Below are 18559 nucleotides of genomic sequence, written 5' to 3'. Positions count from 1 at the left end.
GCTTTCTATGCCACTCTGAGGCTAGCAAAAAACACTGGGTATCTTTGCCTAATGTGGCGTTGTTCAGACACCATATCTTTGAAGCTCGGACCTTGTGATAACTGAACGATCACTTCGTCACCTTCTTGTCGCAATACAGCACCGCTAATATCGATACTGTTGTTGTCATGCAACCTCAAGGTGCCGGCCATTGAAAAGCCACGATAAACCGGAATGATGTTACGCATCATCAGGCGTACACCCTTTTCAGAAACTTCGCTGACATGAAAAAGCTCATCCTTAATTCGCATCACCGGACGAGCCTTTTGAGGGTACTTTAAGCGGTAATATTTGCGTTTCTGGGTGAATGAATCTTCACGCATTGGTGACTCCCTGTCTCTGTTATTTCGGTCAAGCAATAGGCTGTAGCTTCAATTGGTCTCAAATAAACACATTCACCAAATTGATAGCTAATAATTATATCGACTTCCCGAGCTAATGCTTTAGAGATTTATACAGAGAAACACTGATTGCTTAGCATTCAGTAAAAAATGAGAACTGAATCGGAAATGAAAACTAAGATGGAAACGAGAACTAAGCCGGAAATGAACTGAACCAATAGCTAAAAACCCAATTCTTCGCATCGCACCCTAAAGCTGAAACAATGCCAACTGAATGCTGAAGCCCACGAATAGAATCCCACACACAATGTTCACCATTTGCGAGGTGCGCTTTTGAACCAACAAGCGCTTAAAGGTATCCGCCATTAAGATCACAACCAAGAACCACATCGACACCACTGACGCTTGAATTGCACCGAGTATCAAACTGTCTGTCACAATCGCATCTGTTGAAACAAATTGAGGGAATATAGAAAGATAAAACAGGACGATTTTAGGATTCAGTAGATTAGTGAGGAGCCCTTTGAAAAATTGGCTGTAAAGCTTACTTCCCGATGCACTGACCACAGAGAGCACACCCTCTTGAGCGCGCAGCGCCGCACGAAAATGGTTATACCCAAGCCAGACAAGATACAAAACCCCAGCCCACTTTAGCCCTTCAAAGGCCATGGGAGTGTTCGACAGTAATAAGCTTATGCCGTTAGCCGAGATAAAGGCATGAAAAAAGAAACCACATGACACGCCCAACACGTTCACAAATGCGAACAGCTTCCTTTGAGTTAAGGCTGTGCTTAATACCAACAGCGCATTTGGGCCCGGGATAATGGCAATAAAAAACACGATAACGATAAACAGCCAGATACTGTCCCAACTCATTTCGATCTCATTTCATGAACATTTTTAGGGCGGACATTGTACGTCCATTCAGTGCCATTACAATATGATAAACGCTTAATTATCGCGTATAGCTAACAGACATAATTCGCGCGTATAATGAATGTGTTTATCGTCTAACATACAAAACTGATTCTCTAACATTTGTAGCCCTGATAGACTCCACCTCCTTTTTGATACTTGGTTCATTTATGTCATTTGATAGCCTCACCCTTAACGCAAAAACCGTCTCCGCGCTCTCATCTCAATTCAATAAGCCGACAGAGATACAGCAAGCGGTAATTCCTACCATTATTGCGGGGAAAGACGTACTCGCATTGGCTCAAACGGGCAGCGGTAAAACATTGGCGTTCGGCTTACCTTTACTGAATAACATCAACCAAGATGTGAATGAACTGCAAGCACTGATCATTGTTCCAACCCGTGAACTTGCATCTCAAGTGACCAAATCTTTAGAACCGATCGCGACAACGCTCAATATCAAATTGGTAACGCTAACGGGCGGCGTAAATACTGATGATCAACAGCAACAATTATCGACTAAACCACAATTAGCCATCGCCACACCGGGCCGCTTATTTGCTTTAATCAAAAGTGGTGAACTGGATGTAGCTCAGTGTTCATCATTGGTTCTTGATGAAGCCGATCGCCTGATCGACATGGGCTTTTGGCCAGATATTCAAGCGATTACTGCAGCACTACCAAGTAAACGTCAGTCACTGTTGTTCTCTGCGACACTTCCGCCCGAATTAGTAGGGCAAGCTGAAGAGCTTCTTTTAAATCCAGTTAAAGTCACGACACATCAAGAAAACAGCGTGGTCGCGACTATTGAAGAAACCCTGTATTTAGTGAACAAAGGCAGTAAAGCTCAAGCGCTCATCGCACTACTCAATCAACATACATGGCCGCAAGTATTGGTATTTATTGGCGCAAAAGACAATGCCGATGCATTAACCAAACGATTGAATAAAGCCAAAATCAGTGTGAGTGCGTTACATGGAAATAAGAGCCAAGAAGAACGAGAGCAAGCATTAGAAAGTTTCAAAAATGGCGAGACTCGTGTGCTTATCGCGACAGACGTGATGGCTAGAGGCATTCATATTGATCAGTTACCTGTCGTAATTAACTTCGAATTACCTTCTCACTCAGCAACTTACGTACACCGCGTTGGTCGTACAGCAAGAGCAGGAAGTACTGGCTGCGCGGTCTCTCTGGTTAGCCACAGCGAAACTGACTACCTCAATGCGATTCGCACCTTGACCAATAAGCCGTTAGTGCTGCAACCATTAGAGGGTTTCCCGGTTACCGACAAACCTGCATCTGAAACGACCGCTCGCAAGCGTCCACCTAAAGATAAAATGGCCAATCGAAGAACAGCTAAAAAGAAAAGCATTAAGCAATTTAAAAGCAAACCAAATAGCTCTAAGTAACCAGAAATAACTCTAAGTAACCAGAAATAGAATGGTCAGCTCAGTTTGTACTGGGCTTTTTTATATGCAACAAAATACAAATTCACACCCAAAAACTTCCCTAAAGTTGCCAACTTAAATGACACTTTTGTGAATTATGATGCCAACGTATTGATTCTTGGTTGCTCAAAAAAAATACTCTTAAATCACGTTGACGCCCCTATATCTAGCAACTAGATTTTTCTATTAGTGTCTACAACAGGAGGTCATTGAAATGAAACGTGCTAGCTCTACATATCGATTACAACTGATTAAGGAAGTGGCAACTCGCCGAGATCGTCAACGTTCCAATGACCCGATGGCAAACTACATACAAACCCTAATAGATAATAAAGATGATTGTGATACTTCGGTTGAACGCAACCAGAGGTTCAGTGGCAGTCATTTTGATGAGCACATAGGTGGTTGGGTAAGTGACCACTGGGGTAACAAGTAGGACAAAGAGAGTAATCCAACCAGCATAATCGCTGTAGAATTCGTCTCCGAATTAACCTATCATCTGCAACAATTCCCTATCCTAGAGTAAGCAGAAAGTGTCTGAGTTAAAAAGAGAAAAAGAAGTGATGGTTGCCTTCCAAGTGATACCTCGCGTTAAAGAAGGCAACAACTTCGAAGTGGTTGATAAAGCCATTGAAGTTGTGAAAGCTGCCGATGTGCCTTTCCAAGTCGGTGCGATGGAAACTACGATGAAAGGTGAACTCAACCAATTACTCGATATCGTTAAAAAAGCAGAACAAGCTTGCTACGATGCAGGGGCGGTAGAAGTGATCACAAACATTAAGATTCACAGTAAAACCACCGAGGCCGATGATACATTTTGCACGTACCATCGTGGTGTAACGAAAGCGAATCACATGTTTGTTTAATCACATTTTTGTTTCTGAAAACTGAGCTTTAAGAAAGGCTCTGAAGAACCAGTGGTGTTATTGGAAAGGCATGTCTGAGAGGTGAGAAAGGATTTCCATTCGTTCTTCTTCTGACATCGAATGCCAATCACGCGGAGTCTCTTCAGGGTCATCTTTTGCCCCGATCGGTTTTCGGTCAAGTGCTTTGACTGGCTCTTTTTTGATTTTTACGTTCTTTTTATTCATACCGACACCACTCCTTCAGGTACAAAGGTACCTACTTTAATATTACACCCCAACCATTATGTAAAGTAATAGTTACTTCGGAGTTAAATAAAATCTAAATACTTCCTCTTTAGCCAAAAAGATCTCTTTGGGGACTGGTATTTCCCTCTTCATCGACCTGCTTACCAATCAAGTTTTTTTGATTCATTATTTTTCTTCTATAGCGCTGACGACACAGCTTTATCACGTGCAATTGTTCTGACGGTGTCATCGACATCCAATTAAAGCGCTCTTCTCTCTTGCGCATACAACCGTTGCAATAGCCTTTGTCATCGCTTGAACAAACCCCAACGCAAGGGCTTGGAACTTGGAAAAACTCTAACTGCTCCACCATGCCTCCTTACACATTCAAAATTACGCTTACTCTCTCAAAAATAAGCGATTAATTTGTCGCCTGGCTCGTGAAATCCATACTAAACTATGACCTTATACTGACACATATAGTGTTTTGTAAACTATACTTTGAACCCATCAAGTTACACTTATCCGGTAACTTCGTTCTTTCCTTTGGAGCCTTATAATATGAAGTTTAGTTCAAAAAAATTACTAGCAGTAGCCGCTTTACCTATGATGCTAGCAGCATGCACAACAACAGGTGACAACGCGATGCAAGTAACACCAACCGATCTACAGCACCATAATTGGGAACTTGCGCAAATTGATGGCAAGGACATTGTGAAAAGCGAAGACCAAGCAGCTCCTCGTCTAGAGATCGGCGAAAAGATGACTGCAAACGGCATGGCTGGTTGTAACAACTTCTTCGGTCAAGGCGAGCTGAAAGACGGTCAATTCCGTATCAAGCAAATGGGCATGACAATGAAAATGTGTCACGGCTCTGCGATGGAAATCGAACAATCGGTTTCTGCTACTCTAAGCGAGTGGAGCGACGTAACGCTAACAAACGATACGCTAGTACTGAAAAACGATGTACACACGCTAACGTACACAATTCGTGACTGGGTAAACTAATCCGTCATCGAAACCAAATACTGATTAAAGGAGCCTGATGGCTCCTTTTTTATTGTCAGCTTGCCCTCACTACTTCTTCAAAATTGACACTCATCGCCGACTTTTCGTACCAGCCTCCAATAAACCTCAAAAATCTCTCATTTAGATGCAATAAATTCAACGGTTCAGCGGTCTGTTGCTAGGATGGCAAAAGCCTAGAGTCTGTCGAGTTTTCGAGATGATTACAGATCGAACAAAACTCAACCGAGAACTCCCTGCTTGTTCTCAAGTAATTGATTGAATTTGCTGTTGAATTAGAATTTATTTCAGAAACAGATAGAATAACTATTAGGGCATGTTGATCTTTCGTTAACCACGAAGGGTCAACACGCCCTAGGGAGTTTGAAAATACAATGCTCTTGCCCGTTCACTACCAAATGGAAAAGTTTATGAACAATATAGTAAGTACGTTAGGAATCATGGCAACCGTTGCATACAGCGCAACCATTTATGCTGATGAAGCAACATCCATCGACAGCTGGAACCAAATAGAACAGCAGGCAGAGGGAGAAACTGTCTACTTTCACGCTTGGGGCGGAAGCCAAGAGATCAATCGTTACCTACAGTGGGCAGGCAAGAAATTACAAAGTGACTACGGTGTCACGTTAAAGCATGTGAAAGTGACCGATATTGCGGAAACCACCACTCGACTGCTTGCTGAAAAAGCGGCAGGAAAGAACAGTGAAGGCAGCGTCGATATCGTCTGGATTAATGGCGAGAACTTCCGTTCGATGAAAGACAACGCGCTATTGTTTGGGCCATTTACGGAATCACTTCCAAATTGGCAGTATGTCGATAAGTCTCTGCCAATTGATGTCGATTTCTCAGAGCCGACAGAAGGCTTAGAAGCACCGTGGGGCGTGGGACAACTGGTGTTCATTCATGACCAAGAAACACTTCACAACCCGCCACAATCATTCTCTGAGATGTTAAGCTACGCTCAGGCTTTCCCGAACCGCTTAAGCTACCCTCGCCCACCAGAGTTTCATGGCACGAGCTTCATTAAGTCACTACTGATTGAACTAACAAACAATAACCCTGCGCTGGCTCAGCCGGTTTCAGAAGACAACTTCCAAGAAGTAACGGCACCACTGTGGGCTTACTTAGATAAATTCCATAAAGTGGCGTGGCGCGGTGGAAAGCAGTTCCCAGCAGGCACATCGGAAAGCATCCAACTTCTGGATGACGGACAGATCGATCTCGCGATTACGTTTAATCCAAACTCTGTTTATTCAGCACAAGCCAGTGGTCGCTTAGCCGAAACCACTAAGGCTTATGCTCTAGAAAGCGGCGCTCTATCTAACATTCACTTCCTTGCGATTCCTTGGAACGCCAATGCAACCGCGGGTGCTCAAGTGACCATTAACTTCTTACTGAGCCCTGAAGCACAGTCTCGCAAGGGGGACCTCAATGTTTGGGGCGATCCTTCGGTTCTGAGCAGCAAGTACCTCACTGGCAGCGCTAAAAACACCAAGCAATTTAAATCGGTTGATGAACCACACCCTAGCTGGCAAAACGCGCTCGAGAAAGAGTGGCTTAAGCGATACGGTAACTAGTCTTCATGCTACGCGCTCTATATTTTGTTGTTATAGCTGTATGCATTATCCCGACCATTCCTGGGGTAGCGGGAGTCGTGGCTTCGTCACTGAGTTTCATCCCGCCCCTTGGTTTAGAGGAGCCGACACTCAACGGTTTTAGCCAAGTCTTTCAATGGGAAGGGGCTTGGCACTCTATTGGCTTAAGCCTAGGTTCAGCAATTGCAAGCAGCTATATAGCCTGCTTCCTGACCTTTTGTATTCTTCAAGCCTCTTGGGGAAACAAGTTTTGGAGAAAGATTGAGTTTACGCTATCGCCAATGCTTGCCATTCCACATGTAGCTTTCGCTATCGGCTTTGCTTTTCTGTTTAGTCCAACGGGGCTTGGCGCAAGAGCGGTACATCACTTGCTCGGCGAATCGGCTACCAGCTCTGAATTGGCGTTATTGGTGAAAGACCCATACGCGTTCGGCTTAATTATTATGCTCGCACTCAAAGAAGTCCCCTTCTTATTGCTGATGAGCATTTCGATACTTCAGCAAATTGATGTAGAGCGTATCACCAAGGTCAGTGCATCGCTCGGTTACAGCCGCGCTCAGATCTGGTGGAAATGTATTTTCCCACAATGGTTTACTAAGCTTCGTTTCCCAATGCTGGCGGTACTCGCTTACAGTGTCTCGGTTGTCGATATTGCTTTGATCATAGGCCCAACCAACCCGCCGACCTTTGCCGTTTTGGTATGGCAATGGTTCAACGATCCGGATCTTAACCTACTTCCGCGAGCTGCTGCTGGTGCCATCGTTTTGTTTGGTTTAGCTTCGTTGATCATCGCCTTGGCGCGTTTAGTTGAATGGGCGGTTCTTAAGTACTTTCGAACTTGGCAGTATTCCGGAAGAACAGGGGCAAACCTTCCGGGGAAAACGGTATTCACTGTCCTTGCTAGCCTTTCACTGCTGATCATTCCTTTAATGGTAATTTGGAGCGTTGCTCAGCGTTGGCGCTTCCCTGATTTACTGCCGAGCCGCTACAGCACGCGCTTCTGGGAGTTCGAGTGGGAAGGCATCATGAGCACCGTTGGTCAAAGCTTATGGATTGGTCTGATTGCTGCTTCAATCGCTTTGTTGCTTGCGCTGGTTGCTCACGAATACAGAATCAAATACAAGTGGCAAGTTCCGGGCTTCATTATCGCTATTCCAATGCTAATACCACAGCTTTCAGTGTTGTTTGGTATGCAAGTCACGACCCTCTACATCGGCAGTAGTGCCTATGAGTTCTGGGTGATTTGGGCGCATGTTTTCTTTGCTTTCCCGTTTGTGTACCTGTCTTTGGATGGCCCGTGGAAAAGCTTCAATGATGGGTTGATTAAAGCCTCGCTGAGCCTAGGTAAATCGCCATTTCAGAGTTGGTATTCGATCAAACTACCAATCTTGCTTCCTGCGATTGCCTTTGCTTGGGCGGTCGGGATCAGCGTGAGTTTGGCCCAATACCTTCCAACATTAATGCTCGGCGCGGGCCGTATTAGCACGATCACCACAGAAGCCGTTGCACTTACCAGTGGTTTCGACCGCAGGGTGACAGCAATCTATGCCATTTGGCAGGCCCTACTGCCTCTGTTCTTTTTCTCTTTAGCGATATTAGTCAGCCGACTTCAACTGAGATATCGCCGTCTTACTTTTAAAGGTTTCCTAAGTAATGAGTCTGTACCTCAACGACCTCGCCATCCGTAAAACCGATGGAGATTCGCTGTTCTCAGCGCTAAACGTCACATTAGAATCTGGCCAAATACTGGCTTTGATGGGGCCGAGTGGCTGCGGAAAGTCGACCTTACTGGATGCGATTGCTGGTCACTTAAGTGAAGAGTTTTCGTACTCTGGCACCGTTGTGTTGAACAATATTCAGCTCGACGAGCTTCCATCACATCAGCGTGAAGTCGGTATTTTGTTTCAAGATGACTTGTTGTTTCCGCACCTCAAAGTATGGGAAAACTTGGCCTTTTCGTTACCGAACTCTGTTAAAGGTTCCGCTCGCCAAAAACAAGCAATGGCTGCACTAAAAGACATAGAGCTAACTCACTTAGCTGAATCTTTCCCGGATCAAATATCCGGCGGTCAACGCGCAAGAATAAGCTTGACTCGTATGTTGTTAGCCAAGCCTAAACTCGCCCTGCTTGACGAACCGTTCAGTAAGTTAGACCAAGAGCTCAGAGCACAATTTCGCGATTGGGTCTTCGAACAGCTGACCAAAGCGAATATCCCTACATTAATGGTCACGCACGACGAAGCCGATGTACCTCAAGGGGCAGAAGTACTGTCTTGGCCATGGAGAAGTAACCATGCTGGATAAGTACTCCATTAAGGTCATTAAGTGGCCATTAAATCAGTCTGCTAAGTTACTAAAACAATTGGGTATCACGGCCAATCAAACCACGTTATTCGGATTTCTGATTGGGTGTTTAGCGTTTCCAGCGTTGGCATTTCAACAATATGAGTGGGCGTTAGGCTTCATTGTGTTTAATAGAGTATGTGATGGGCTTGATGGAGCCTTGGCTCGAATCCAAGGCATTAGTGATGCGGGCGGTTTCCTCGATATCAGCCTAGATTTCCTATTCTACTCGCTGATCCCTTTTGGATTTGTCATTGCCAACCCAGAACACAACGCCATTGCCGGTGCATTTTTGATCTTCTCTTTTATCGGCACAGGCAGCAGCTTTTTAGCGTTTGCGGTTATGGCAGGCAAGCGAGGCATTGAAAACCCAGTCTATAAGCATAAGTCTCTGTACTACATGTCAGGGCTAACCGAAGGCACTGAAACCATCGCTTGTTTCATCGCGTTTTGTATTTGGCCTCAACACTTTGCGGTTATCGCTTACACCTTTGGTGCAGCTTGTTGGCTAACCACGTTCATGCGAATTTATTTTGGGTTCCAGACACTAAAAAACCAAGCTAGTTAATAAATGAGTTAGTTTCTTGCACCTATAAAAACGCCGCTCATTGTGAGCGGCGTTTTCTATATTAGTATGGATAATGCCCGCTAAATCATGACATCAAGCTTCAGCTGAAGCCGTGATTTTAAACCTCAATACCTTTAGGCTTGAATCAAGGTCGACATCGACAAACTCAGGCGGGTTGTCCAGACGCTCAATGAACTCAACGCTTGGTGCTTCTTCTGCCATCGTCTCAATCAGGAAGTTTGGTGATACTGCTGGTGAGTTCACACACGCAATCACTTCACCGCCTTCAGTTAGAAGTTCAGGCAAACGACGTAAGATTTTTTTGTAATCTTTAGTTAGGGCGAAGCTGCCTTTTTGGAACGAAGGTGGATCGATAATCACCAACTCATAAGGACCGCCCTTCTTGATTTTGCCCCACGACTTAAAGATATCGTAGCCAAGGAAGTTAACCGAGCGCATATCGTGATCATTCAGACGGTGGTTATCGCGGCCTTTATTCAACGAGCCACGTGACATATCCACATTCATGCACTGACGAGCGCCACCAGCGATAGCCGCGACAGAGAAACCACAAGTGTATGCAAACAGGTTAAGAACGTTCTTATCCTTGGCATTATCTTGTACCCACTGACGACCATTACGCATGTCTAGGAACAAACCGAAGTTCTGATTACGGCCAATGTCTAATTGGTACTTAAGGCCATGCTCAACCACAACCGGAGAGTCATTCAACTCACCCCATAGAACCTCTGAAGGCGCACCATCGGCATAACGGTGTTGCAGAACAATGCTTGTGCCCTGCTTTGATTGCCAGATATCTTTGTTGGTGAGTTCAACCAATCCAGCTTTAAGAGATGACAAGAATTCATCGTCGACTTCTTTAAACACGTTAACCAGTAGCTGTCCATCAACCCAGTCACATGTCAGTTGCTCTAGACCAGGCCAAAACTTACCGCGCCCGTGGAAAATACGGCGTAGTTCGTTTGGTACTTCATTAAGTTGCTGTTCAATATGACTAAAAAACAGAGGTAAAGCTGATGCTTCCATTATTTCACTCACTTAGTGTTTAGCTTTGGCCAAGTTAATGACCAAGGTTCAAGCCAACTGTCCAAACCGTTCGACACGGTTTCTTGATGCCACTTCTCACCCAAAGAGTTTAAGCTCCTTGGGTCGCAGACATATTCGTAGGCTTGTGATTGATAGGCAAATCGAATCGCGAAGGCATGTAGATAACCTCTGTCAGCCTCACTCGATGGATTATAAATAGGGTCACCAACAATGGCTGAGCCGATCGACTTCATCGCGACACGGATCTGGTGAGTTCGCCCTGTATAGGGTTTGCATAACAGCAGACGCTCACCGGGTTCAGCCGTTACTGATAAAAACTGAGTAATCGCAGGGTTCTCTTTGGATGTCAGAAGTTTCCAACTTGAGCGTCGTGAACGCTCCATGTCTCCTGAGATCAAACCTTGCTTTTTCTTTGGCTTCTTAGAGCCAATCGCAAGGTAGTATTTTTCTACTTCACGCTTTGCAAATAGCTGTGAAAGCTCGCTCGCCGCCGACGCATTTTTTGCCAGCAGCAGAATGCCCGAAGTCATTTTATCTAGTCGATGAACGAGATACAGCTTAGGCTCATTAATTGCCTTAGCAACTTCTTGAAGCAACATGGTATCGCCATCGTCTTTGTGGACGCTGACTCCAGGATGCTTATTGATAAGTAAAAAATCAGAGTGGTTCAGAAGAATATCGAACATGTAAAGGCTAGCTCCATTGTAGAACGTGGAGTATACCGCGTCTGAACCCAGATTCCAGCTACGAAAAAGCCCAACTCACTCAATAAACATTGAATCGTTGGGCTTCTTTTCAGCAAGTAGCGATCAGTGCTTGGTCTTTGTTCTATTAGCATTCGGAAAATAGAACAAAGCCACCCGCCCTACGCGAGTTTGAACTTACCGACTAATGCTTCTAGCTCAGCAACCTTAGCGTTCAAACCTGAGGTATTTTCAGAGCTGCGAGTCGCCAATTGCAAAGACTGCTCAGAAATATCACTGATCGCCGTAATATCTGCTGCAATTTCTTTGGTCACCGCCGTCTGTTCTTCTGCCGCAGTCGCAATAGAGTTAACCATGCTTTGTACATTGCCCGCACCGCTCACAATCGCTTCTAGAGCCGAAACAGCACCTGAGCTTTGCTCAACACCAATCTCAACTAAACGACAGTTATCTTGAGTGTAAGTCACCGCTTCTTGAGTGCCCGATTGAATCGATTGAATGATGCCCGAGACTTCTCGTGTCGCTTTGGTTGTTCTTTCTGCTAGCGCTCGCACTTCATCGGCTACCACAGCAAAACCACGACCAAACTCGCCTGCACGTGCCGCTTCAATTGCAGCGTTAAGAGCTAACAGGTTAGTTTGCTCAGCAATGTCTTCGATTACCTTGATAACGCTACCAATCTGCTCACCGTGAGAACCTAGAGTATTCATTTGCAACGACATATCGCTCATTTGAGTCGACACTTGTTGAATACTCGCCACCATCTCAACAATCACGTTGCGGCCATCTTCTGCAGAGGTTTCTGAGCGACGTGCTTCTTCATAAGTTGAAGTACCTTGCTGCGCCACTTCAGAAATGGTCAAGCTTAGCTCTTCAGCAGCCGTTGCAATCAAGTTAGCTTTGTCTGCTTGAGCTGATGCACCAATAACGATGTCTTGGCTAATAGAAGAGAGCTCCCCTGTCACCGATTGGACTTGGTGAGTCACAGACGAGATTGAACCTAATAGGTCTACTAGTGATTTCTGCATCTGGTTAATCGACTTAGCCAGTTCAGCCAATTCATCACCAGAATCATCAATAATGTCGCCTGCCGTTAGGTCACCATTTGCTACACGTCGTGCTACTTGTTCTACACGAGTAAGACGATTGGTAATAGAGCTAGACAATAGATACGCAATCACACAACCAAAGACAATCGCAATAGCAGACAACACCATGATGGTGCGCTCGATGGTAGTAAACGTGTCGGTTAGTGTCAGTAGTGACTGTTCTGTATCTGCGCGCTCACTTGCTGACGCTTGATCCAGTAAGTTCTCAATAGGGATAAGATTGCTCTCATACAAAGATCGTAGCTGTTGAATATTGGCTAGTAGCGCAGCTTCATCATTGATCTTCGGCACAAGCTTTGATTCAAACTCTTGAGTGAAACGCCCCATCAGGTCTTCAATTCGCTGAATACGGCGGTGGTCTTCCGAACCTCTACTCTCCAAACGCTTAGCCTGCTCGATAGCTTGAGCAAATTCGTTCTTGTTGGTTCGATAATCATTGAGTGCATTATCGACCAGAGTGATTGCACCCAGAGCATCTCGATAGACATCTCCAGCTTCATCGATCAAAACAAGGTAGGTAACGGTACCCGGTACATCATCTAATCTAATCTCATCGGCGCTCTTATGAGCGCCAATAACTTCCATCCATACAATACCGACTAACGTGACAAGCACCGCCAATATAGAGCCAAAACCGGCATACAGTTTCTTTCTCACTGACAATTTCACACAACACCTACCTAAATCAAAATATAGCTCTAACAGCTATTCGTTCCATTTATATCGGCTATCAGACGGATACCTTTAATAATTATTTTTCTTAGATAATTAAGTTCCAGACATAAAAAAACGGGAGCTAATGAGCTCCCGTTTATCAAATTACTTTATCTTGCGATTAGAACTTCTTAGAAATCAGCGCAAAACCAGCAATGATACCAATACCTAGTAGCATGATTGCACCTTTACCGCTATCGAAGCCAGAAGAGATACCCATGAACGCAACGATTGCGATAGCTACAGGGATGATGTACTTAACTAGTGTGTACCATAGACCAAATAGTGGGAAAGAGACTTCACCGTCGTTAGTGATTTCTTTCTCTAGGTCTGCACGGTTTAGTCTCCAACCAGCGAAGATACATACCAACATACCGCCAACCGCTAGGAAAATCTTATCCGTTAGTAGGTCGAAAATGTCGAACGCGCCAGTATCAAACAGTGTTGGACCGAAGCCGCCAAGTGATAGAGAAGCGAAGATACATAGAATCGCCATTACAACACTTGCAGACAGTACCGCTGTTACACGCTTCATGCCTTTCTCATCGATTAGGTAAGAAACCACAACTTCAAGTAGAGATACTGAAGATGTTAGTGCCGCAACACTCAAACCAACGAAGAACATAAAAGCAAATAGAAGACCAACTACGCCGCCCATTTCAGCGAACAGCTGAGGAACAACAACGAATACTAAACCAGGGCCCGCTGCAGGTTCCATACCGAACGCGAACATTGCAGGGAACATTGCAACACCAGCTAGAATAGCAACACCAGTATCCATTGCGGTTACCATTGCTGTTGTCTGAACTAGGTTCTCTTTCTTCTTAAGGTAAGAACCGTATGTCATCATACAACCCATACCAAGACTTAGAGAGAAGAATGCTTGACCTAGAGCGGCTAGAATTACATTGCTGTCTACTTTAGAGAAGTCAGGACTGAATAGGAACTCAAGACCAGCCATCGCGCCCGGAAGCATAATGCCTTTGATTGATACTACAATAAGGATAATGAAAAGAAGCGGCATCAGGATCTTACCTGCTTTCTCAATACCACCAGAGATACCTTTCATAACGATAACAACGTTAAGTAGTAGGTATAAGCCCATCCACATTAGTGGTTGAACTGGGTTTGAGATAAAGCCACCAAAGCTATCACCAATTGCTTCTGGTGCGTCTAGAAGACCACCTGCAATTTTACCGATGTATGCGATTGACCAACCGCCTACTACTGGGTAGAAACCCATGATAAGTAGACCACTGAATACGCCGATAACGCCAGCGAACGTCCAACGACGGTCAGTTGTTTTAAATGCACCTACTGCTGATTTTTGCGTATGACGGCCAATCGCAAATTCAGTCAGCATGACACTGAAACCAATAAAAATTACAAAAAACAGGTAAATGGCAACGAATGCACCACCGCCACTTTCGCCTGCTGTGTATGGGAATTTCCAAATGTTACCTAAGCCAACAGCAGAACCTGCTGCAGCCATTACGAATCCTAACTTCGAACCCCAGGTATCGCGGGGTGTTGTGGTTGTATTACTAGTAGCCACGTGTACTCCAAACTTTTGTGTTATGTGATGTTGTGTTTTGCTTTGGGTGGCGTCTTTAAAAGGAAGGTGTATAAATAAATTTACACACCTAAAAGATTTGATTGACGCTCGTTGTCTAGCAAGTAAACCAGTTTAAGAATAAAATTGGAAGAGCATACCGTACAAATTTCGTTAAAGATGTAAATTTTTATGGTTAAATGCCGACTTTTCATACAAAACAATCGTTTTCTTCTTAAATTGACCAAAACCTAACAACTTTAGCCTATTTACATCTTTTGCTCTATTTTGTAAATAGTTGAATCCTTAAATTCCCATATCCGTTAAATAGCATTACTATCTAAGTGTCTCTTTTTTCGAGTATTCAATGTGGATAAGCTTTATCATTTTTTAACTTTGGCCTCTGTTGTTTTGTACTGGGTTCTCGTAGCCGGTGTGACGTTTCGTGTTGTACTAAAACGACGCTCTGTCAGCGTTTCTCTTGCTTGGCTAATGGTTATCTACATTATCCCGATTGTTGGTGTAGCTTGTTACTTCCTTTTTGGTGAGCTAAACCTAGGCAGAAAAAGGGCTGAACGCGCTCATCGTATGTTTACCCCTTTCGGCGACTGGTTCCGTCAATTGAATGATTGCCAACTTCACCAACCAGGGAAAGTCGGCTCCCCTATCCATAAGATTGACGAGCTTTGTAACAATCGAATGGGCATCCCTGCACTCAGTGGAAACACTCTATCGCTGCAATCTTCACCAAACGAGATCCTACACGCAATTATCGAAGATATAGAAAATGCACAAACCAGTATCAAGATGGTTTTCTATATTTGGCATCCAGGTGGCCTGACCGATTCGGTTGCCTCTGCGCTGATTCGCGCTGCAAAACGTGGCGTAGATGTTAAAGTTTTGCTCGATTCAGCCGGTAGCCCTCGCTTTTTCAAAAGCCACTGGCAGTCAATGATGAAGGACGCAGGCGTTCAAGTCGTACAAGCACTAGAAGTGAGCCCATGGCGTATTTTTTTACGTCGCCTAGATTTAAGACAACACCGCAAAATCATTGTGATTGACGAGACTATCGCCTATACGGGTTCAATGAACATGGTCGATCCTGCTCACTTCAAACAAAGTTCCGGCGTTGGTCAGTGGATTGATGTAATGGTCAGAGTGACTGGGCCAACCGTTAATGTGTTATCCGCTATTCACGGCTGGGATTGGGAAGTTGAGACTGGTGAACGCATTCTCCCTGATATACCTGAATGCCCAGTTGAAGAAATCATGACACATCATCCGGTTCAAGTCGTGCCGTCTGGCCCTGGCATGCCGGAATATTTGATCTTACAAGTACTGACCATCGCCATCAATCAAGCGAATCATTCTGTACGTATTACTACACCTTATTTTGTGCCAAGTGCTGACTTACTCGAAACACTTAAGATGACAGCTCAACGCGGCGTAACTGTAGAACTGATCATTCCACACAATAACGATTCACTAATGGTTAAATGGGCTTCTCGTGCGTTTTATACCGAGTTGCTTGAAGCTGGCGTGAAGATCTATGAATTTTACGGTGGCCTTCTTCATACCAAATCGGTAGTGATCGATGAAGAGTTTTGCTTGATCGGAACCGTCAATATCGACATGCGCAGTTTGTGGCTCAACTTTGAAGTGACTCTGGCTGTGGATGATGTGCATTTCACGCAAAAACTGTCTGAGCTGCAGAAATCTTATATCGCTTCATCCCACTCTGTAGAGTTAGAACAGTGGGAGCAAAGAAACCTTAGTAATCGCTTCTTTGAGAGACTGTTCTATTTATTCAACCCGTTGCTCTAATACTCCTCGCTCGCCGACCACCATTGGCAACGAATAGTATCTTTGCGATCGCTTTTTAACTTTTCATCACAAATCGAGGAAAAGTTAAAAACCAAAAGAAAACGTTAAAAACTCTCTCTTCCCTCTTGCTTTGATGGCTACTCGCATGTTTTAAATAGGACATAACCGATTGATAAGGAATTCACAGCATGTCCGAGAACAAAACCACTAAACTTATCACTGCCGGTCGTGATAAGAAGTGGACCAATGGTGTTGTTAACCCACCAGTACAACGCGCTTCAACTGTCGTATTTAACTCAGTAGAAGAGAAACGTAAAGCTACGATTAACCGCGCTAACAAGACCCTTTTTTACGGACGTCGTGGAACCAACACTCATTTTGCCTTCCAAGATGCGATGGTTGAAGTAGAAGGCGGCGCGGGTTGTGCACTGTACCCGTGTGGTACGGCCGCCATTTCTAATGCCATTCTCTCTTTTGTAGAAACAGGTGATCATATTTTAATGGTTGACACCTGCTACGAACCTACTCGTGATTTCTGTGACACCATCATGAAAAAGATGGGGGTAGAGACAACTTACTACGAGCCAACGATTGGTGAAGGTATCCAAGACCTTATCAAGCCAAACACTAAGGTGCTGTTTACTGAGTCTCCAGGCTCTGTCACCATGGAAGTGCAGGATATTCCAACACTAGCGCGTATCGCTCATGAACATGACATCATCGTTATGCTAGACAATACTTGGGCGGCTGGCGTGAACTTCTCACCGTTTGATTTTGGTGTTGATATCTCGATTCAAGCAGCGACCAAATACATCGTGGGTCACTCTGATGTGATGCTAGGTACGGCAGTCGCCAATGAGAAATGCTGGGATCAACTAAGAGAGCAAAGTTACTTGATGGGGCAATGTGTCTCACCTGATGATGCTTATTTAGGGCTTCGCGGCATTCGTACTCTTGATGTGCGTCTACGCCAACACGCAGAAAGCAGCTTGAAGGTCGCAAAATGGTTAGAGACTCGTCCTGAAGTTAACCACGTTCGTCACCCTGCTCTTGAGTCTTGCCCAGGCCATGAATTCTTCAAACGAGATTTTACTGGCGGTAATGGCTTGTTCTCTTTTGTACTAAACAACTCTAATATCAAAGCGACGACAGCGTTACTTGATGGAATGACACATTTTAGTATGGGTTACTCTTGGGGTGGATTTGAAAGTTTGATTCTAGCTAACGAACCAAGCAGTTTTGACAGCTTGAGAACTGTTGCCAATCCTAATTTCGAAGGTACCTTGATACGTGTTCATATTGGGTTAGAAGATGTTGATGACCTGATTGCTGATCTAGAGGCGGGATTAGAACGTTATAGCGCTCTGATTTAATCTGAGACGATAGGTCTAATATGCAAAAAAGGCAGGATATTCCTGCCTTTTTCTGTTTAAAGCATAACTCAAAATACTCATATTCAGATACTTCAGCTCATAATACAAACCGCTCATAGTCCAGAAGCTTTCAAAGCCAATATTGAACCTTAAAGCACATCCACTTAAAGATCTCAGAGCGATGAAAAAATGGCTATGAATTTTTCAATTTCTAAGTGATTGTTCCGCTGAAATAAATAACACTTTATTTGTGTGGGCAACCGACTAAATGATCATTGACCATACCTGTTGCTTGCATAAATGCGTAACAGATTGTTTCCCCTACAAACTTAAAGCCTCTCTTCTTCAAAAACTTACTCATCGCTTTAGATTGCTCGGTAGAAGCGGGAACTTGAGACATCTCGGTCCATTGATTCACGATCACCTCATTATCAACAAATTGCCATAAGGCATTAGAAAGAGAGCCGAACTCTTTCTGTAATTCAAGCGTTGCTCGTGCATTGTTGTATACCGAAGCAATCTTACCCTTGTGCTTAACCACATCGAAGTTTTCAATGATGTGCGGCACGTTGTCTTCATTCAACTCAGCTAGCTTGTTTAGATCGTAATCATCGAACGCGGCACGATAGCCTTCACGCTTTTTAAGGATCGTAATCCAACTCAGACCGGCTTGAGCACCTTCTAAAGTAATGAACTCAAACAGAACTTGGTCATCATAAACAGGCACGCCCCACTCTGCATCGTGGTACTCCCTTTCAAGCTCATGTTTAAGCGCCCATGCACACGTTCTATCCACTGTATTAGCTTCCATTTCGATGGTCTCTTTTAGTAATCATACATAAAAATAAT

19 protein-coding genes are annotated in these 18559 nt (G+C 44.4%); 10 read left to right on the top strand and 9 right to left on the bottom strand.

Going from position 1 to position 18559, the window contains the following annotated elements; translation table 11 throughout:
* Nucleotides 1-5 precede the first annotated feature (5 nt).
* On the bottom strand, nt 6-362 hold the full coding sequence (locus tag AB4167_RS04520) for a hypothetical protein (protein WP_017060329.1): 357 nt from the start codon (nt 360-362) through the stop codon (nt 6-8).
* A 267-nt stretch (nt 363-629) separates the two neighbouring features.
* Nucleotides 630-1256 carry a LysE family translocator gene (locus AB4167_RS04515; RefSeq protein ID WP_372136197.1) on the bottom strand — a complete coding sequence of 209 codons (627 nt, stop codon included), beginning with the start codon at nt 1254-1256 and terminating at the stop codon, nt 630-632.
* A gap of 209 nt (nt 1257-1465) precedes the next feature.
* Here AB4167_RS04515 and AB4167_RS04510 point away from each other — a divergent pair, with 209 nt between their 5' ends.
* From AB4167_RS04510 to AB4167_RS04500, 3 genes are all read left to right on the top strand, one after another.
* Entirely contained in the window at nt 1466-2704 is a 1239-nt protein-coding gene (locus AB4167_RS04510) for a DEAD/DEAH box helicase (RefSeq protein ID WP_372136196.1), read from the top strand.
* Between the two features lie 253 nt (nt 2705-2957).
* Entirely contained in the window at nt 2958-3179 is a 222-nt protein-coding gene (locus AB4167_RS04505) for a hypothetical protein (protein ID WP_017057116.1), read from the top strand.
* A gap of 127 nt (nt 3180-3306) precedes the next feature.
* The gene (locus AB4167_RS04500) at nt 3307-3609 is read left to right on the top strand and encodes a thiamine-binding protein (protein WP_017065764.1); all 303 of its coding nucleotides are present in this window, start codon (nt 3307-3309) and stop codon (nt 3607-3609) included.
* Between the two features lie 57 nt (nt 3610-3666).
* Here the strand turns inward: AB4167_RS04500 and AB4167_RS04495 are convergent, their stop codons facing one another.
* Together AB4167_RS04495 and AB4167_RS04490 are read right to left on the bottom strand one after the other, a co-directional pair.
* Nucleotides 3667-3834, bottom strand: coding sequence for a hypothetical protein (locus tag AB4167_RS04495; protein WP_017060325.1), 168 nt, complete (start codon nt 3832-3834; stop codon nt 3667-3669).
* A gap of 109 nt (nt 3835-3943) precedes the next feature.
* Nucleotides 3944-4207 (bottom strand): DUF1289 domain-containing protein, encoded by a 264-nt coding sequence (locus AB4167_RS04490; protein ID WP_017060324.1) that lies wholly within the window; start codon nt 4205-4207, stop codon nt 3944-3946.
* 188 nt (nt 4208-4395) lie between these two features.
* Between AB4167_RS04490 and AB4167_RS04485 the strand changes: the two genes are divergently transcribed.
* From AB4167_RS04485 to AB4167_RS04465, 5 genes are all read left to right on the top strand, one after another.
* Nucleotides 4396-4842, top strand: a complete 447-nt coding sequence (locus tag AB4167_RS04485) for an META domain-containing protein (RefSeq protein WP_004734625.1) — start codon at nt 4396-4398, stop codon at nt 4840-4842.
* Nucleotides 4843-5270: 428 nt separating this feature from the next.
* Nucleotides 5271-6437, top strand: a complete 1167-nt coding sequence (locus tag AB4167_RS04480) for an ABC transporter substrate-binding protein (RefSeq protein WP_372136195.1) — start codon at nt 5271-5273, stop codon at nt 6435-6437.
* 5 nt (nt 6438-6442) lie between these two features.
* A complete protein-coding gene (locus AB4167_RS04475; protein WP_017065762.1) occupies nt 6443-8143 on the top strand; it encodes an ABC transporter permease in 1701 nt (566 codons plus the stop codon).
* Entirely contained in the window at nt 8109-8759 is a 651-nt protein-coding gene (locus AB4167_RS04470) for an ATP-binding cassette domain-containing protein (protein ID WP_017065359.1), read from the top strand. The genes AB4167_RS04475 and AB4167_RS04470 overlap by 35 nt, the downstream gene beginning before the upstream one ends.
* Entirely contained in the window at nt 8749-9366 is a 618-nt protein-coding gene (locus AB4167_RS04465; RefSeq protein ID WP_372089797.1) for a CDP-alcohol phosphatidyltransferase family protein, read from the top strand. The genes AB4167_RS04470 and AB4167_RS04465 overlap by 11 nt, the downstream gene beginning before the upstream one ends.
* A gap of 93 nt (nt 9367-9459) precedes the next feature.
* On the opposite strand, the gene AB4167_RS04460 is transcribed toward AB4167_RS04465, so the two are convergent.
* From AB4167_RS04460 to AB4167_RS04445, 4 genes are all read right to left on the bottom strand, one after another.
* Nucleotides 9460-10413 carry a class I SAM-dependent methyltransferase gene (locus tag AB4167_RS04460; RefSeq protein WP_065583884.1) on the bottom strand — a complete coding sequence of 318 codons (954 nt, stop codon included), beginning with the start codon at nt 10411-10413 and terminating at the stop codon, nt 9460-9462.
* Between the two features lie 8 nt (nt 10414-10421).
* Complete coding sequence (locus AB4167_RS04455; RefSeq protein ID WP_372136194.1) at nt 10422-11120, bottom strand: TIGR01621 family pseudouridine synthase; 699 nt, start codon at nt 11118-11120, stop codon at nt 10422-10424.
* 179 nt (nt 11121-11299) lie between these two features.
* Nucleotides 11300-12916, bottom strand: a complete 1617-nt coding sequence (locus tag AB4167_RS04450; protein ID WP_372136193.1) for a methyl-accepting chemotaxis protein — start codon at nt 12914-12916, stop codon at nt 11300-11302.
* A gap of 166 nt (nt 12917-13082) precedes the next feature.
* Nucleotides 13083-14516 carry a sodium-dependent transporter gene (locus tag AB4167_RS04445; RefSeq protein ID WP_372083374.1) on the bottom strand — a complete coding sequence of 478 codons (1434 nt, stop codon included), beginning with the start codon at nt 14514-14516 and terminating at the stop codon, nt 13083-13085.
* 366 nt (nt 14517-14882) lie between these two features.
* On the opposite strand from AB4167_RS04445, the gene cls reads away from it, so the two are divergent.
* Both cls and AB4167_RS04435 read left to right on the top strand, forming a co-directional pair.
* Complete coding sequence (gene cls, locus AB4167_RS04440) at nt 14883-16337, top strand: cardiolipin synthase (RefSeq protein WP_017065339.1); 1455 nt, start codon at nt 14883-14885, stop codon at nt 16335-16337.
* Between the two features lie 188 nt (nt 16338-16525).
* Nucleotides 16526-17710, top strand: coding sequence for a cystathionine beta-lyase (locus AB4167_RS04435; RefSeq protein ID WP_017065338.1), 1185 nt, complete (start codon nt 16526-16528; stop codon nt 17708-17710).
* Nucleotides 17711-17954: 244 nt separating this feature from the next.
* Here the strand turns inward: AB4167_RS04435 and AB4167_RS04430 are convergent, their stop codons facing one another.
* Nucleotides 17955-18521: a DNA-3-methyladenine glycosylase I gene (locus tag AB4167_RS04430; protein ID WP_017068062.1), complete on the bottom strand. Its 567-nt coding sequence runs from the start codon at nt 18519-18521 to the stop codon at nt 17955-17957.
* Between the last annotated feature and the right edge of the window lie 38 nt (nt 18522-18559).

The sequence above is a fragment of the Vibrio sp. 10N.286.49.E11 genome (genome assembly GCF_041469505.1).
Taxonomy (GTDB): domain Bacteria; phylum Pseudomonadota; class Gammaproteobacteria; order Enterobacterales; family Vibrionaceae; genus Vibrio; species Vibrio crassostreae_C.
Note: the sequence above shows the minus strand (reverse complement) of the source record. Positions and strands in the feature narration are given on the sequence as shown.

Bases quoted from the DNA above. Each gene is read 5' to 3' on its own strand.
- AB4167_RS04465 (WP_372089797.1), top strand. From the start codon at position 8,749: ATGCTGGATAAGTACTCCATTAAGGTCATTAAGTGGCCATTAAATCAG.
- AB4167_RS04510 (WP_372136196.1), top strand. From the start codon at position 1,466: ATGTCATTTGATAGCCTCACCCTTAACGCAAAAACCGTCTCCGCGCTC.
- AB4167_RS04500 (WP_017065764.1), top strand. From the start codon at position 3,307: ATGGTTGCCTTCCAAGTGATACCTCGCGTTAAAGAAGGCAACAACTTC.
- AB4167_RS04480 (WP_372136195.1), top strand. From the start codon at position 5,271: ATGAACAATATAGTAAGTACGTTAGGAATCATGGCAACCGTTGCATAC.
- AB4167_RS04475 (WP_017065762.1), top strand. From the start codon at position 6,443: ATGCTACGCGCTCTATATTTTGTTGTTATAGCTGTATGCATTATCCCG.
- AB4167_RS04505 (WP_017057116.1), top strand. From the start codon at position 2,958: ATGAAACGTGCTAGCTCTACATATCGATTACAACTGATTAAGGAAGTG.
- AB4167_RS04430 (WP_017068062.1), bottom strand. From the start codon at position 18,521: ATGGAAGCTAATACAGTGGATAGAACGTGTGCATGGGCGCTTAAACAT.
- AB4167_RS04455 (WP_372136194.1), bottom strand. From the start codon at position 11,120: ATGTTCGATATTCTTCTGAACCACTCTGATTTTTTACTTATCAATAAG.
- AB4167_RS04485 (WP_004734625.1), top strand. From the start codon at position 4,396: ATGAAGTTTAGTTCAAAAAAATTACTAGCAGTAGCCGCTTTACCTATG.
- AB4167_RS04435 (WP_017065338.1), top strand. From the start codon at position 16,526: ATGTCCGAGAACAAAACCACTAAACTTATCACTGCCGGTCGTGATAAG.
- AB4167_RS04470 (WP_017065359.1), top strand. From the start codon at position 8,109: ATGAGTCTGTACCTCAACGACCTCGCCATCCGTAAAACCGATGGAGAT.
- AB4167_RS04460 (WP_065583884.1), bottom strand. From the start codon at position 10,413: ATGGAAGCATCAGCTTTACCTCTGTTTTTTAGTCATATTGAACAGCAA.
- AB4167_RS04520 (WP_017060329.1), bottom strand. From the start codon at position 362: ATGCGTGAAGATTCATTCACCCAGAAACGCAAATATTACCGCTTAAAG.
- AB4167_RS04490 (WP_017060324.1), bottom strand. From the start codon at position 4,207: ATGGTGGAGCAGTTAGAGTTTTTCCAAGTTCCAAGCCCTTGCGTTGGG.
- AB4167_RS04515 (WP_372136197.1), bottom strand. From the start codon at position 1,256: ATGAGTTGGGACAGTATCTGGCTGTTTATCGTTATCGTGTTTTTTATT.
- AB4167_RS04495 (WP_017060325.1), bottom strand. From the start codon at position 3,834: ATGAATAAAAAGAACGTAAAAATCAAAAAAGAGCCAGTCAAAGCACTT.